The sequence below is a fragment of the Coprobacter fastidiosus genome, from assembly GCF_982245605.1.
Genome location: NZ_CEVCIF010000009.1, coordinates 1 through 17059, shown reverse-complemented (window position 1 = coordinate 17059; position 17059 = coordinate 1). Strand labels below are relative to the sequence as shown.

The window sequence follows — 17059 nt, the reverse complement described above, 5'->3', positions numbered from 1 at the left end:
ATGTTTTAGAAGGTTAAATTCACTCCAAATGTATAAGTCCGGGCTGCAGGATAAGTACCCCAGTCGATACCGGCAGCCCGGTCGCCTTCGCTGGTAGAGTTTGCACTAACAGTCATTTCGGGATCGAATCCGCTGTACTTGGTAATAGTAAACAGATTAGTTGCCGACAGGTAAAGCCGCAGCCGGTCTATCCCCCAATGATTGGTTTTGAAAGTGTACCCTAATTGAATATTCTTCAAACGCATATAAGAACCGTCTTCCAGAAAACGGGTAGAAACTCTGGCATTATTCGATTTCGCACTCCATGAAGCACGAGGATATTCATTTGTAGAGCCCTCGCCGGTCCAATGATTATCATAATACCGTTTAGTAACATTAAAACCACGATAAAAACCTTCAGAATCCGTCAATATCTGATTATATATCTTTTGTCCGAAAGCCCCCTGAAAGAAAATATTCAAATCGAAACCTTTCCAATATCCGTTCAACGTAAGTCCCATTGTCATTTTAGGAATAGCACTACCCACATGCACCCGGTCATTCTCATCGATAGTACCGTTATTATCCTGATCGACAAATTTTACATCTCCGGGTTTTATATTAGCCCCTTGATAAGCTGAAGTCAGAATCTCTGCCTCATTTTGGAATATACCATCCATCTCATACATAAAAAACGACCCGATCGGATAACCGACTTCTGTCTTCGTAGCATAAATTCCATTATCTACACGACCGCCGACAATAGGAGCATTTAACGCAAGCACTTCGTTCTTAAGGAATCCGGCATTCAACGTTACATCAAAACCTCCGTCTTTATAATCTTTGCGATACATAAACTCAAGATCGACTCCACGGTTCAAGACTTTTCCGTTATTGATCCAATAGGGCTCTGCATCCCCGATCGAAGGAGGCAACGGAGCTTGCACCAACATATCTTTGGTGATTTTATTATAAAAATCCACCGAAAAAGCAAAAGACCCCTTCAACAATTCCAAATCAAGTCCCACATTGAACTGGTTACTGGTTTCCCATTTCAAATTCGGATTCCCGAGTTTTGTCTGAGCATAACCGCTGACAGACGTACCTCCGAAAGGATAATTATAATTAGACGAATAAATATCCGAATAAGCATAGTTACCGATATTTTGATTACCGATAGATCCGTACCCCGCACGAAGTTTCAACTTATTAATAACCGTTACATCCTGCATAAAAGCTTCTTGTTCGATATTCCATCCGGCAGAAGCAGAGTAAAAAGTACCCCAACGATTATCTCCCACAAACTTTGAAGAACCGTCTCTACGAATCGTTCCCGAAACATAGTAACGCGAACGATAATCATAACTTGCCTGTCCGAAGAAAGAGGCTAAAGTAGAAGAATATTCCGATTCTTTACTGACTTTTTCTCCCGTACCTCCCCCGATATAAAGGACATCCTTATTCCATACCGGAAAATCTTGATCTGAATTACTCATCGACTCGCCGGTACTTCTTATAGCCTCGAAACCGGCCATTACAGACAAATTATGAACTTCATTAAAAGTCTTATTCCAATTTAATAAAGTATTAAATGTCCATCCCAGATTCCGACTATGATCTACTGTAACACTGTTCGGATTATTGATGCGGTTATCATCTCCCCACGAAGCATTATAAACTTTATATTTATAATTTTTATAGTCAATACCGAAATTATTTGTCCAACTCAAGTTAAAAGGAAGTTTGAACGTTGCATAAATTCTCGAGAACAGACCTTCTTCTGTTTTTTTACGGTCGGTATTTTCCGCTAAAGCAACCGGATTATACCCGTCTCCGAAAAATGTATCATAAATAGAATTACCAAAATAAGTGCTCGGCTTGTCGATATATTGACCCGCTCCGTCTTTTATCGGAATAGCAGGATTCCTGAACATGGCATAACGGACAACACTACCTCCTTCGCTATTTCCGTACCCGTCACCGGAACTTGATACAGAACGAGTATTCCCTAACGAACCGCTCATATTAAATCCTACCTTCAACCAATTCTTCACATCCGAATTAATATTCGCCCGTAAAGTCGCCCGGTTATAACCGCTGTTTCTGATAATCCCTTCCTGATTAAAATAAGTCCCGGAGATCATATAATTAGTCTTGTCATTTCCCCCGCTGACGCTCAGTTCCTGAGAATATATCGGCGCTGTCTGGAAAATAGACGCAACATGATCCACATCCGCCAGCCCATTCAAATAATCTCCGGCAAGGCGTGTCCGTTTTATCGAAGATCCGGCATTGTCGGCATCTACCGCTTGATTATAAATGTCGATATATTCCGCTGTATTCGCCATCTCGATCAAGTTGGCATGTGTTTGAAATCCGAATTGTCCGTGATAAGTAATCTGAGCTTTTCCTTTTTTACCGGTTTTTGTTGTAATCAACACGACTCCGTTATTTGCACGAGAACCGTAAATCGCAGCAGAAGAAGCATCTTTCAATACCGAGATATTTTCAATATCTCCCGGAGAAATACTATTTAATGCATCCTCAACCGGAATACCGTCAACAATATACAACGGATCATTACTCGAACTGATAGACCCGACACCACGTACTCGGACTGAAACCCCAGCTCCGGGTGCTCCCGTAGCATTCGAGACCTGTACTCCTGCAATACGTCCTTGCAAAGCCTGTGCTGTCGAAGAAACCGGAAGTGCATTAATCGATTTACTGTCTATTTTAGAAACAGCTCCTAATACATCCCGTCTTTTCATAGAAGTGTAACCGACTACGACAACTTCATCCATCAATTCGGTTTTTTCACCCAAAGCTACATTTAAAACTTTCTGCCCGTTAAGTTTTATTTTCTGAGTTTCATACCCCATATATGAAAATATCAAAGTTGCATTGTCCGATACCTTAATCGAATAATCTCCGTCAAGGCCAGTAGACGTTCCTGTTGTCGTACCGTCCACACGAACATTCACACCCATCAAAAATTCTCCCGTAGCTGCATCCTTTACCTTACCGGTAATCGTGCTTTGGGTCTGAGCATTTGCCAGACAAACAAAGGCAAATAAACTCATCAATAAGAAAATTCTTTTCATCTTGTGCTTTATGATTTATGTTAACGTATATTATTTATAACTAATGACATGATTATCTTTGGTAACAATGCGACCGTCAACCGACCGTAATTTCATCCCCGAAGGCAACTCTACAATTACACTGGCATTCAATGCCGGTAACTCGATCTCAAAAGATCCACTCTTCCCACGAGCTATGTACTTTTTGGTAACTATATCAAACAGGTCGACTTTTTCCTCACTATAATAACCGATAACTTTATTCCCAGCATGCGGATTGTAATAGAGATACACAGGATAAGGACGTTCTGAATAAAAATCGGTAGTATTACAATTTATGCGTAAAATTCCGGATTCCGAAGTTTCAGAAACCATTGCTCCCAAAATACCGACCGGAGAGGTACTATACAAGCTGAACATGCTTTCCGCCGGATTAGCGGGAGTCCAATTAGGCCCGTCTCCTAAAGCGACAGGTTCGATACCTTTCAAAGATTCTTTACCGTAACAATCTGTTTTCCTCAATCCTTCATAAGCAATATTATTATCAGTAAGACCCTTCATCTCCAGTAACCACTGATGTTCATCATCGATTTCTCCCGGATAAAAAAGTCGGCAGGCATTTACATTGTTCAACATCCATTTTCCGATAGCCGTAGCAAACTGAGGTTCATACTTGACCATCGGTACTAACGGCCACGTCAATTTTACACTATTCATAAAAAAGGCATATCCTCCTCCATCCAAAATACTGCCTTGAAGTCCCGAAACATCATAATCTCCCCAGCGACCGGCCATCACACCCCAACCATATCTTCCATTAGGATTCTGACATCCGTCAAATGTCCAGTCCAGTATTTTCTTTACATCATATTGCGTTCCCTCTTCTGCATTCAACCGAGAAGCAACAATAGCCGACATAGGTAAAAGAATTTCATAAAACCGACTCTCCTTCTGGGAGAGTAATGCTTCTAATGCAGACTTGGCATGCTGCAAATAGCGCGGATCTCCGAACTTTTTATAGGCGGCATACAGCACATAAGCATGACCTCCTGCGGCATCCTGCTGAAGCGGGATATTATTAACCATCCCTTTCATTTGGGAATAATCAAAATAAGAATAATCATAATTCCCATTTAGCACAGAATCGGCCTTACAAAACTGCTCCGCAATAACATGTTGGATCGAATCAGCTCCGGAGACTCCCGGAAAGACATCGCACACGGCATAATAAAGAACATTCGGAAAGACATCGTACCACCAATCTCGACCATATCCGCCTCCTAATAACGCAACTTCCGGGCAAGTATTGTTCATTACGATATTCCATCCGTTATCCGAATTAAAATAGTTCTGTACCATTTTAACATAATTATACCCATTCTGAGAAGTTTTGTCTATTCCGACCAATCCTCCACCGAGCAACGCAGCCAAAGAGTTTAAACTTTCATGAAACTCTCCGTTATTATTTTTCGGCCCTTGACGTGAATCATTCACTGCCGTATAAAGTCCGAATGTCGTCTGAGGAATATTCCGTTGAGCGCTGTCAAGCCAAATAACCGGATTTCCACAAATGCGTGTATCGAAATTAAATACATAAGCATCAAAATCAAGAGCTTTTTTTCTCCAGTCCAGAATCTTATATGGCTCTGGGAGATTAGGCATCTGATCGATACGACTAATCGAAACCTGTTTTACCGGATCTCCGAAATTTGTTTCCCGACATGCCGGAAATACAAATAAAATTCCAAAGAATAAGGCAGGAAAAAATTTATTTATTTTCATTTTCCAGCAAATTTGATTGTTTGATAATATGATTTCCTAAGGGTAGTGCCAATAATTGCAACAATGCGACGATAATAAGCGCATACTTAAGCGCAAAATCTTCTGATACTCCGAAAGCAAGAAACAAAAAGATTATCAGTCCTGAAGCCCTCCCGACAAACAAGCCGAACTCATGGCTCAATATATAGGCATATTCATTGCGTTGCTCTTTTTTTGAAACAACATCAATCACTCTCATCATAATCGGGAAATAGGCTAAATCATGCAACGGTTGAAAAACGACCTTACAAAGGACAAAGATAATAACACCGGTCGAAGAAAAAAGAATGCCGTTAAAAAGCGTACCGATCAAAAAGATAAACAATCCCGTACCGAATACGATATTCCGGTGCTTAGGTTTTGTAACCCGGCCCAATACATAAACAAGTATAGCAGTAATACCGCCGCTAATACTCTGAATCAAACCTAAAGAGCCTTCCTCTCCAACAAGTTTTAACACTAAAATGGCCGGTGCTGTTACCAAAAATCCCTGAACAAGGCCTTTCAAAGCTGCCCAAGAGAGTAGTTTGTACCATAGCGGATGAAAACGGAAATAGAGAAACGTTTTCTGGGTCGGATTTTCAAAGTTCCCTCGAGATAAGACAAAACAAGCAATCACTGTAATACCCATAGCCAAAAAGGTCACAATCCGATAAGAAAGATTTATATCGATGTCGATTCCCAATAAATGACGGCCTGAAAGACCGGCTATAAGTGCCCCTACCCCTAACGGGACAATAATAGATGCGATTGTAAAAGCAAAAGACTCAAGTCCGAAAAAATAATTCCGATTATCATCCTTAGTCGAGTTAAGAGCTAACAGATAACGATTTGTCCAAAAAAATCCCGAAGCTGCCCCCATAACAAATCCTGCTACAGACAATTCTGTTATTCCCAAACTATGAATCGCCATCATCCCCACCATAGATATACCGCTAAGCAGTATGCCTATACAATACAAAATATTCACCTTAAAATGCTTAAGCAAAAATCCGTTTACGACCGATGTACATACAATACCCACATACATAGCCAATTGATAAAGAGCTACGTATGCCGGACTATTAGTATTCCTCATAATATAGGCACCCACAAAGATTTCTACAATCGGCAGAACAAGAGCATAAAGCATGTTCGTGCCGAGAAGGACCTGCATATTATGAGGTACGGATTTGAATACCTCGTATTCTTTTGTCAGTTTTCCGAACATAATATCCTTCTTATTTCAAAGTATTCAATATTTCTTTTACAGACAAAGTCGCAGCACAAATTACCTCATCACTCGCTCCATAGTAAAGATGAACCGTATCACCATCAACATAATGTCCGTTCGTAAAAACGACATTCCCGAAAAAACCGGTTTGTTCATAATCTGCAATAGGTTCCATAATAGGTTCTTCACTACGGGAAATGACTTTTGAAGGATCATTCAGATCGAGAAGCAATGCTCCCAGACAATAGCGATGGTCATGTGTTGCACCGTGATAGATCTCGAGCCAACCTCTTTCTGTACGGATAGGAGGAGCACCGGCTCCTACACGTGCAGAATCCCATTTCCCTTCACGTGTGGTAGCGACACATTTATGGTTTCCCCAATGTTTTCTGTCCGGAGATTCGGCCAGCCAAATATAATTCCCTCCTAATTCCGGACTACTCGGACGATGAAAAGCATAATACTTTCCATTAATTTTTTCCTCGAACAAAGCACAATCTTTATTATGCGGAGGGAAAATCATACCATGATGAATGTAATTATTAAAATCTTTTGTTTCGATCAACCCGACTCCGACAGCAACAGAAGAAACTTCGGTAAAAGTCAAGAAGAAGCCATCTTCCATGGTAGCAACACGACAGTCTTCGATTCCGAATGCTTCCAGGTCGCCACGTCCGAAAAGAGGCGGGAACGAAGGATCTTCATGAAAATGAACTCCGTCTTCACTACATACAAACCGAAGATAAGAGAGAGTCGTCAGATAATTCTTTCCCTGATAACCGATTACTCTCGGGTCAGAAGCATCAAGAGACGGATCATTCTTATCGAATGAGAGAATCTCTATTTTCCCGTCTTTATTATAAATCGGGAAACTGATTTTATTCTCGATTTGCTTAGGACGCTCTGCAACACGAAGCAACAGCCATATCTTATTATTATATCGGAAAACCCCGGGATTCAACAAACATACTATTTCCATACCTTCAATTCCCGGCTTCAGATCGCTAGGTCGCATAATCGGATTCTGAGGATTTCTCTTTGCTATATCCATAATTTATTATATTTAGTGTGATGAAATTTTCATCGTTCGTGTTTTTCAGGCTTATCAAACGACCTGAACTCACAAGCAAATGTAAATGGGTGTATCTCGTTACCGGTATCTTATTATTTCAAAAAGGTATCTACATAGATTTTTTCTTAAATATGTCACGTTTGTATACTTTTTTGAAACAATAAGATACTCTCGTCTCCACTAAAAAGCTGAAATTGCATTTCAAATAAAACAGGTAAACCGATACGGCAATTCATCGATACAATCAGTCTCAAAAAACACAAAATACTGGATATATAAAATCTAAAATAAAGCCATGAAAACACAAAAAAGATTTTTTATCACGTCTATTCTCCGAGAATATTATTACTTTCATTTCGTTATTAAGATATAATCTTATAAGTTCTTTTACATAAGCATATTATACATGAATCAATATAAATGTTCTTATTCAACAACGTCAAAATAACATCACATTCCCATGCTTCGTAAAATACTCAATATCGCATATATCGTTTTCTTTACACAAATTCTATATGCAAACGAATCTCGAATACTTCGCCTAAGCAATAACGACGGCCTGTCCAACAGTTCCATAACAACGATCTTTCAAGATTCAAACGGACTCATCTGGGTAGGAACATGGGATGGACTAAATGTATATAACGGCGCTGAATTCGAAAATTATCGTTCTAACCGTCAAGATTCTTCAAGTATAACAAACCCTGTAATACGCCAAATTTTTGAAGAAAATAAAAACATTCTTTGGATAACGACAGATTACGGAATAAACAGATTTAACATCGCCACAAAAAAATTCCAACCTTATTATTTGGGATATAAAGATAAAGAGACATTTAGAGAACACTCTTTTCTCGCAACTCGCAATTCAGAAGGATTGATATTAGCCGCTTCTTACAAGTCCGGTATATATAAATTCAACACGAAATCAGAAGACTTTGAACCGTTCCCAATCCCCGAGATCGACAAAAACAATATAATACAACTTTTTTTCGATTCTTCAGACAATCTATGGATTGTAAATGACAAAAATGAAATCTTCCGTCTGAAAATCAAATCCGATAAAATTACCGAGAAACAAAAAATAACTCCTCCTGCAGACTTTTTGCATCTTTGCTACGACAAAAAAGAAAAAATATGGTTTCAATACGAAAATTACACATTAGGATACTACTCAATACAAACCGAAAAATTCTCTGATTGGGGATCAAAACCTTATGGAGAATTGAACGAAGTCCTTGAAAACGAGGGCAATATACTGTTTGCAACAAATACCGGATTAATTCAATATAACAAACACACCAAGACAGAATCGATCCTATTAAGTGGTATTCCGGTTTTATCAGTCTATTCCGGTACACAAGATATATTATGGGTAGGTACTGATTCACAAGGCATTTACCGTATTCTTCCCCCACAAAACTATTTCAACACTTTTACAAGCAATAATATTCCCGAACTCGGAAATTACGCAGTCAGGGCAATATACAAAGATGCAGAAAACAAACTTTGGATAGGAACGAAAGGCGGAGGTGTCATCTCCATTACGTATTTAGGGGCTACTTTACAACAAGCCCGTAAATTTACAACAGACGACGGTCTCATAAACAACTCGGTATTCTCCTTAGCGCAAGGTCCGAATCAAGATTTCTGGATAGGAACGGACAATAAAGGTTTAAATTACTATTCTTTTCAAGAGAAAAAAATAAAAAGTCTGAAATCGAACAGAATATTCAATATACGGCAAATTTGCTCCGTTTACGCATTACTGCAAGCCGATGATTCAACTTTATGGGTAGGGACAAGCGGTAACGGACTGTTCAAAATGACGATTTTCCGCACCCCAAAAGGAGAATACGAGATAAAAAATTACAAACACTATAAATATAACTCTCAAAGCAACAACAGCATCAATAATAACGTCATATACTCACTCGCAATAGAGGGAGATTCTATCCTCTGGATTGCAACGCGGGGAGGCGGGATAAATCGCATGAACATAAAAAGGGAATATTTTACTGCGTATAAAAACGATAAATCAGATATAAACACAATAAGCAGCAATGACGTAATATGCTTATATATAGACAATAAAAAAAGAATTTGGGCGGGAACGACTGCCGGTTTAAACCTGTTAACGGAAGAAAACGGAAAAGTTCGGATCAAACGATATACAGAAAAAGAAGGACTGGCAAATAGTAACATACACGGAATTTTAGAAGACCGCACCCATCATATATGGATCAGTACGAACAAAGGCATTTCCAGAATGAATCCCGAACAAGAACAATTCGTACACTATTTTTATAACGAAGGGTTACAGGATAACGAATTCTCCGACGGAGCATACCTTTCATTTTCGGAAGGACAAGAACTCTATTTCGGAGGAGTAAACGGGTTCAGTGTATTTCACCCCGACCAAATCGGAATGAGCAATTATAATCCGCCACTATATTTAAATTCATTTAAAATAGACAATATCGATCAACCACTTAATTTAAAGAATGATCATCCTATCAGTTATAAACAAAATTCACTGAGTTTTCATTTTTCTATCTTAGACTATATAACGAACAGCAAATGCGAGATGGCTTATAAAGTAACCCGAGATGGAGAGAAACCGGCAAATTGGATCTATATTGGCAATAACCGGAACATCATCCTGTCAAATCTATCTCCCGGAAACTACAAATTGAACGTTGCTTATACAAATAGCGATAATCAGTGGAACAGGGACTGCTTCTCATTTCCGTTCAAAATTACACCGCCATGGTACAAATCCGGATATGCATATACAGTTTATCTGATTCTTATCCTATTATTGGCATATTTCATTTTCCGATTTCAGAAATATCGATTGAAAATGCAACACAATCTTGAATTGGAGAAACTGGAAACACAAAAAAAAGAAGAAATTCATCAGGCAAAACTTCGTTTCTTCACCAATATCGCTCATGAATTTTCGAACTCTATAACCCTAATTTACGGTCCTTGCGAAAAAATGATGAGTACTCCCGATCTAAGTGAAAAGAACCGGAACTACCTAAGCGTAATCAAAAAGAATGCAGAACGAATGCGAAATCAGATACAACAACTAATGGAATTCCGTAAAGCAGAAACCGGACATTTAACTCTGCATTTCGAACCGATAGATATTCCTGAACTGATTAAATATACTTTGGACAATTTCCTTGATATCGCCGACCAGAAAAGGATAAACATCCAATTAGACATTCGTCCCGATATTCCGGCATGGATCGTTGACAGAGATGCTTTAGAGAAAGTTATTTTCAATCTTATGTCCAATGCATTTAAATATACTCCAAAAAACGGAAAAATAGAAATCAAACTGTTCGTTAACGCCAAGAATGAACTCTGTTTTTCTTGCACCAACAGCGGTACAGGAATAGACGCCCAGCATATTCCTCTGATATTTAATAGGTTCAAAGTTCTCGATAATTTCGAGAATCAATTATCTAAGGGAATATACACCCGTAATGGCATAGGCTTAGCCATGTGTCAAGATTTGGTCAAGCTTCTGAACGGAAATATCGTCGTAGATAGCAAAATAAATGAATATACGACTTTCACCGTAACAATTTCGCCCGACAATAAAGTCGATAAAAAAACTCAGGAAAAAAGTCATCAACAACAATATTCGATTTCTTCCGATGTATCTGAAAAGAAAACAAAAAACATCCTCGTTATCGATGACCAAGAAGAAATAAGGCAATTTATTATCGAAACTCTAAATTCATATTCCGTAATAGAAGCCGAAAACGGACAAGATGCTTTAGACAAGATAAACAAGTTTCTGCCCGATCTCATTATTTGCGACGTTTTAATGCCGGTTATGGACGGACTCACATTTTTACAAAAAATAAAAAACGACATTACAACCAAACACATCCCGGTCATACTATTATCATCCAAAATGTCGGTCGAAAGTCAGATTCAGGGACTTGAATACGGAGCAGACATGTATTTAGGAAAGCCTTTTCATCCTGCTCATCTGCAAGCTGCAGTAGAACGTATGCTCGGAAATAAAGAAATAGTAAAACACTATATGGAATCTCCTCTTGCATACGCCGAACAATTCAACGGGAAATTAATAGACAAACAAGATAAAGAATTCATGAACAAGGCCTTCGAATATCTATCACAAAATTTAGATAATGAGACCTATAATCAAGACTCTTTATCTCAAGATCTGGCAATAAGCAGAGTGCAACTATACCGCAAGATAAAAAAACTGACAGATAAGACTCCTGCTGACTTTATACGTAGCTTTCGCTTGCAGGAAGCTGAGAAACGGCTGAGAACTACATCCAAAACCGTACAAGAAATCATGGCCGATTGCGGATTCAAAAATAAAGCTCATTTTTATCGGGAATTTGCAAAACTATATCACGCAACCCCAAAGGAATATAGAATGACAGTCTCGAATACAGGTGAGCAAGACCCTCAAAAATAAACCGAACCGGTTCGTACCAATATGAAATGCCCCCTAAAAGCTTTTTGTCAAACTTTTAGGGGGCACTTCTATTTCTTCATTTCTCTACATACGATCAGGAACATTTATTCCTAACAAACTCATGCCGGTTTTTATAACTTTAGCTACATTTCTGGAAAGAATAAGCCGGAAATCTCGAATCTCGGTATTCTCTTCCCGTAAGATTGAGAAATCATGATAGAATTGGTTATACTCTTTTACGAGATCATAAATATAATTAGCTATAATAGCCGGGCTGAACTGACTGCCAGCCTCTGAAACGACAGCCGGAAATTCCGATAAATTCTGAATTAAGGATATTTCTTTATCAGAAAGGACGACTTTCTCATTTGCAGTCTCCGGCAAAACGATACCCGACTCGGCAGCCTTACGCAGTACCGAACATATACGAGCATGTGTATATTGAATAAACGGCCCTGTATTTCCGTTAAAGTCGATAGACTCTTTCGGATTAAACGTCATATTTTTACGGGGATCGACTTTCAAAATAAAATATTTAAGAGCTCCAAGACCCACCATATTCGAAATAGCATCTGCTTCCTCCGGCGTACAGTCATCCAATTTACCCAATTCTGAAGAAGTCTCACGTGCTGTATTCACCATCTCTTCAATCAGATCATCGGCATCGACGACCGTACCTTCACGCGACTTCATCTTACCTTCAGGCAATTCGACCATTCCATAAGAAAAATGGACAAGATCTTTACCCCAGCTAAAACCGAGCTTATCCAATAGAATAGAAAGTACCTGAAAATGATAATTCTGCTCATTCCCCACAACATATACCATTTTATCGATGGGATAATCCTGAAAACGGAGCTTGGCCGTACCTATATCCTGAGTCATATAAACAGAAGTTCCGTCGGCACGTAAAAGCAATTTATGATCAAGTCCTTCAGCCGTCAGATCAGCCCATACCGAACCATCCTCTTTCCGATACATAATTCCTTTCTCCAAACCTTCAAGAACTTTTTCCTTTCCCTCCAGATAAGTTTGCGATTCATAATAGATTTTATCAAAATCCACGCCCATCTTCCGATAAGTCTCATCAAATCCGGCATATACCCAATCATTCATCATACGCCATACCGAACGCACCTGCTCATCTCCGGCTTCCCACTTACGAAGCATTTCCCGAGCTTCTGCCATAAGCGGGGAAGAAGCCTCAGCCTCTTCTTTCGTCATTCCTTTTTCCTGTAATTCGGCAACTTCCTGCTTATAATGCTTATCAAAAAGCACATAAAAATCTCCGATCAAATGATCTCCTTTTTTACCGGAAGATTCGGGAGTGACACCGTTTCCCCACTTTTCCCAGGCAAGCATCGATTTACAAATATGAATCCCCCGATCATTTACGATATTGGTCTTCACGACTTTATTTCCGTTTGCCTTCAAGATTTCAGAAATGCTGTAACCCAATAAATTATTACGTACATGCCCCAAATGTAACGGTTTATTTGTATTAGGAGAAGAATATTCTATCATTACCAATTGAGCGTCCCGCTCCGGCTCTTTTATTCCATACCGGGCATCAGAAGCTATTTCATTCAATTGTTCTATCCAGCATGTAGAATCAATCACCAAGTTCAAGAACCCTTTAATCACATTAAATGATGCGACAGCCGGTTCGTTTTTAATCAGATATTCACCGATTTCCGTAGCAGTCGCTTCAGGATTTTTATGAGAAGCCTTTAAAAACGGAAAAACGACAAGAGTCAAATGCCCTTCAAATTCTTTCTTCGTTTTTTGTAATTGTATCGCCGACATTTCCGGCTCGATCCCGTACAAAGCCTTCAGCGCAGAAATGACAGCTTCGGCAATCTTATTCTCAATCTTCATATTTATATCCGTTTTTTTCTATCGAATTCTTTAACGGGTACAAAGATAATACTTTAAATAGGATGCTTAATGATTTTACCACACAAAAACATTCGAAGCAATATCCTTTGAACAAGGAATCAGACAAAATTTAAACCGTATTCTATGCTTTTATTGCGATGAACAGGCATACGATAAAACACAAAAAAGGGACAATCCTTATTTTCGGATAGTCCCTTCTTTTTTTAAGTTCGAAGTAAAATATTATTTTACTTTATCTGCCAATTCAGCACCGGCTTTAAACTTAACCACTTTCTTGGCAGGAATAGTAATTTGCTGTTTTGTAGCAGGATTGATACCTGTTCTTTCACCTTTTTCATTGATTGAGAACGTTCCGAATCCAATAAGAGCGATCTTTTCGCCTTTAGCCAATTCGTTAGATACTGTAGAAATAAATGCTTCCAATGCTTTCTTCGCATCGGTCTTAGCCAAGCCTGCTTCTTCAGCAATAGCGTTAATTAATTCTGATTTGTTCATAAAGCTGTATTTTAATAGGTTTACTATACGACAAAAGCCGTTTGATAGTCACGCAAATATATTATTTAAAAACAAAATAACAAAGAATAGAAATAAAAAAAGTAAAATAATCCGATTAAAAATATAATCAGGAGCTTTTAGGACACAAAAAACAGGAAATAATCTCTATTTTTGCAGCTTACAAGTAAAATCGATTATAAAAAAATTCTATGTTTCAAGGACGACAAAATTTTTTCAGCGCACTTCCTCCGGTAACTAAGAACCTTATTATCATAAACTTTTTGGTTTGGTTGGCAACAATCGTTTTGCCTAAATTCGGGATTAACTTGGTCGAATATTTAGGGCTACATTATCTCACAGCAAAAGATTTTAATGCCGTGCAATTAGTTACTTACATGTTTATGCACGATCCGGGATCGATAGGACATGTATTTTTCAACATGTTCTCGGTATTCATGTTCGGACGTACTCTTGAAATGGTATGGGGTAGCAAACGTTTCCTCACCTACTACATGATTACAGGATTCGGAGCGGGTCTCGTACAGGAACTTACATGGTACATCAGCCTGCACAATGAAATTGCACAGGCCGTTTCTGCTTATGGCTGGGAACAAACCCGAATGATACTAAACGGAATAATCACTATCGGAGCTTCGGGTGCGGTATTCGGAATTCTTCTGGCATTCGGAATGTTATTTCCCAATCTCCCTCTATATATCATGTTCATTCCTATTCCGATAAAGGCAAAATATTTTGTCATCTTTTACGGTGCAGTGGAACTATTCTTCGGAATCAGCAATTTCAGCGGAGACAATATTGCCCACTTCGCCCACCTTGGAGGAATGTTATTCGGATATATTGTTATAAAATATTGGCGTAAAAAAGGTATTGGAAATGGGCAATATTTTTAAAGATCTGGCAATAAAGTATCATACCGGATCACTTCTTATAAAATTAATATTCATAAATATAGCAGTATTTTTGATCGTACGCCTTACAGGGGTTGTTTTAACGTTGTCCGGTACAGATATAAATCCGCTGCTATCTTATTTACAGCTTCCGTCAAACCTATCAATATTGGCATGGCGTCCGTGGACGCTCGTGTCTTACATGTTTCTGCAATACGACTTGCTGCACATCCTATTCAATATGCTTTGGCTATATTGGTTCGGACAGCTATTTCTGCACTTCTTCAGTGAAAAACAAATGGGAGGACTTTACATATTGGGAGGACTCTCCGGAGCAGGGCTATATCTGCTGGCATATAATCTGATTCCATGGTTCTCTTCTACTTATGGAGTCTTATTGGGTTCTTCGGCTGCAGTTCTGGCCATTGTCATTGCAACAGCCGTTTATGCTCCCGACTTCAAAATATCATTGCTTTTTTTCGGAGCAGTTTCATTGAAATACATCGCATTAATTACCGTATTATTAGATGCGATCAGCATTACATCCCAAAATGCAGGAGGACACATCGCTCACCTCGGAGGAGCTATGCTCGGATTTATTTTCGCATATCGATGGAAACAAGGAAAAGACATAACAAGATTCATTAATACATTAATCGACAAAATCGTTGTCCTGTTTAAGCCCCGTCCGAAAATTAAAATAAAATACAGGCGTCCCGAAAGCGATATGGAATACCGTACCCGTAAGCAAAAAGAGACAGAAGATATCGATGCTATCCTCGATAAAATAAAACGTTCGGGATACAGTGCTCTGACAACCGAAGAAAAGAAAAAACTATTCGATGCAAGCAAAAAATAAAACGTTCAGAATGGGCTGGTTACGTGCTACTTATTTGACTGTAGGATCTTTTATCAATTTTTTGTTTGCCATAGCATTAGTCGCTTCGGCCTATGCATATATTATTCCTCCGGATAAAATGATTTTCGCCTCTTATTTAGGATTGGCGTTTCCCGTATTATTGGTAGCAAACATTATATTTATTTTATTCTGGACTATCCAAAGACATCATTCCGCCTTAATCTCCATCATCGCTTTAATCGCCTGCTGGAACAGTCTATGGAATTATATCCCTATACATATCGAATCGGACGCAGCTGTTACAGAGGGGGAAAAACTGACATTATTGACATACAACGTACATAACTTCGACAACTATACGCCACATACAGATGATTCTCCCAATTCGATTATCTCTTATATACAGAACACAAAAGCCGACATTATTTGCATGCAAGAATTCTCATTCGGTAATTCCAAAAATCAGATTTCTTTAGACCAAATTAATTCTGCCCTCTCGGAATACCCATATAAACATTTTACACCCGGAAATAAGACGCCTTATTCACAATCCGGAATTGCCTGTTACTCGAAATATCCTTTCCAAGAAATAACAGACATAAAATATGACAGTTCTTACAACGGATCATGCATTTATAAAATAAAAATTAACGGACGCATCTTGACTTTGATAAATAATCACCTGGAGTCTAACAAATTCACTTCGAATGACCGGGAGCTTTACGCATATATGATGAAACATATAGATGATACAGAACTGTTTCCGGAATTTAAAGATCGCTTGATGACAAAAATGGGGGCAGCTTTTCGCAAACGGGCACTACAAGCCGACAGTATAGCACGAATCATCCATAAAACCGACTCAAACATCATTGTATGCGGCGACTTCAATGATACCCCGCAATCTTATGCGTATCGAAAAATCAGAGGGAAACTAAAAGATTCGTACGTTTCTACCGGATTAGGGCCGGGAATTACCTATCATGCCAACGGCTTCTGGTTCAGAATAGATCATATTCTTTACGGAAAAGGACTACAACCCCTTTCTACACATATCGATAAAGTGAAATATTCTGACCATTATCCAGTAAAAGCCATTTTAAAATGGACCGAAATCAATGAATAAAAAACACGTCACACTACCTATCACCAATCAATCCCGTAACAACATCAATACATAAAATCATATCGGAACAAATCACGGAACATTCAGTAAATAGTATAAAATTAGCCAACTAATTCATACACAAAGTATT

At 38.7% G+C, this 17059-nt stretch carries 10 protein-coding genes; 4 read left to right on the top strand and 6 right to left on the bottom strand.

From position 1 onward, the window contains the following. Positions 1–5: 5 nt before the first annotated feature. The 4 genes from AC0UMU_RS03770 to AC0UMU_RS03755 all read right to left on the bottom strand — a co-directional run bounded on the left by AC0UMU_RS03770 (position 6) and on the right by AC0UMU_RS03755 (position 7147). The gene (locus AC0UMU_RS03770; RefSeq protein ID WP_122303668.1) at positions 6–3083 is read right to left on the bottom strand and encodes a SusC/RagA family TonB-linked outer membrane protein; all 3078 of its coding nucleotides are present in this window, start codon (positions 3081–3083) and stop codon (positions 6–8) included. A 30-nt stretch (positions 3084–3113) separates the two neighbouring features. Further along, on the bottom strand, positions 3114–4724 hold the full coding sequence (locus AC0UMU_RS03765; protein WP_473979871.1) for a hypothetical protein: 1611 nt from the start codon (positions 4722–4724) through the stop codon (positions 3114–3116). A gap of 106 nt (positions 4725–4830) precedes the next feature. Next, a complete protein-coding gene (locus AC0UMU_RS03760; RefSeq protein ID WP_009318464.1) occupies positions 4831–6093 on the bottom strand; it encodes an MFS transporter in 1263 nt (420 codons plus the stop codon). 10 nt (positions 6094–6103) lie between these two features. Next, positions 6104–7147, bottom strand: a complete 1044-nt coding sequence (locus AC0UMU_RS03755) for a glycoside hydrolase family 130 protein (RefSeq protein WP_009318463.1) — start codon at positions 7145–7147, stop codon at positions 6104–6106. Positions 7148–7628: 481 nt separating this feature from the next. Here AC0UMU_RS03755 and AC0UMU_RS03750 point away from each other — a divergent pair, with 481 nt between their 5' ends. After that, positions 7629–11642, top strand: a complete 4014-nt coding sequence (locus AC0UMU_RS03750) for a hybrid sensor histidine kinase/response regulator transcription factor (protein WP_288640942.1) — start codon at positions 7629–7631, stop codon at positions 11640–11642. An 84-nt stretch (positions 11643–11726) separates the two neighbouring features. Here the strand turns inward: AC0UMU_RS03750 and argS are convergent, their stop codons facing one another. After that, positions 11727–13520, bottom strand: coding sequence for an arginine--tRNA ligase (gene argS, locus AC0UMU_RS03745; protein ID WP_278715211.1), 1794 nt, complete (start codon positions 13518–13520; stop codon positions 11727–11729). A 243-nt stretch (positions 13521–13763) separates the two neighbouring features. After that, positions 13764–14036, bottom strand: coding sequence for an HU family DNA-binding protein (locus tag AC0UMU_RS03740; RefSeq protein WP_009318459.1), 273 nt, complete (start codon positions 14034–14036; stop codon positions 13764–13766). A 209-nt stretch (positions 14037–14245) separates the two neighbouring features. Between AC0UMU_RS03740 and AC0UMU_RS03735 the strand changes: the two genes are divergently transcribed. From AC0UMU_RS03735 to AC0UMU_RS03725, 3 genes are read left to right on the top strand one after another with little or no spacing between them, the layout of a single operon-like run. Next, positions 14246–14947 carry a rhomboid family intramembrane serine protease gene (locus AC0UMU_RS03735; protein WP_009318458.1) on the top strand — a complete coding sequence of 234 codons (702 nt, stop codon included), beginning with the start codon at positions 14246–14248 and terminating at the stop codon, positions 14945–14947. Next, positions 14931–15803, top strand: coding sequence for a rhomboid family protein (locus AC0UMU_RS03730; RefSeq protein ID WP_009318457.1), 873 nt, complete (start codon positions 14931–14933; stop codon positions 15801–15803). Before AC0UMU_RS03735 ends, AC0UMU_RS03730 begins: the two co-directional genes overlap by 17 nt. Then, a complete protein-coding gene (locus tag AC0UMU_RS03725) occupies positions 15787–16929 on the top strand; it encodes an endonuclease/exonuclease/phosphatase family protein (protein ID WP_278715207.1) in 1143 nt (380 codons plus the stop codon). Before AC0UMU_RS03730 ends, AC0UMU_RS03725 begins: the two co-directional genes overlap by 17 nt. Positions 16930–17059: the final 130 nt, after the last annotated feature.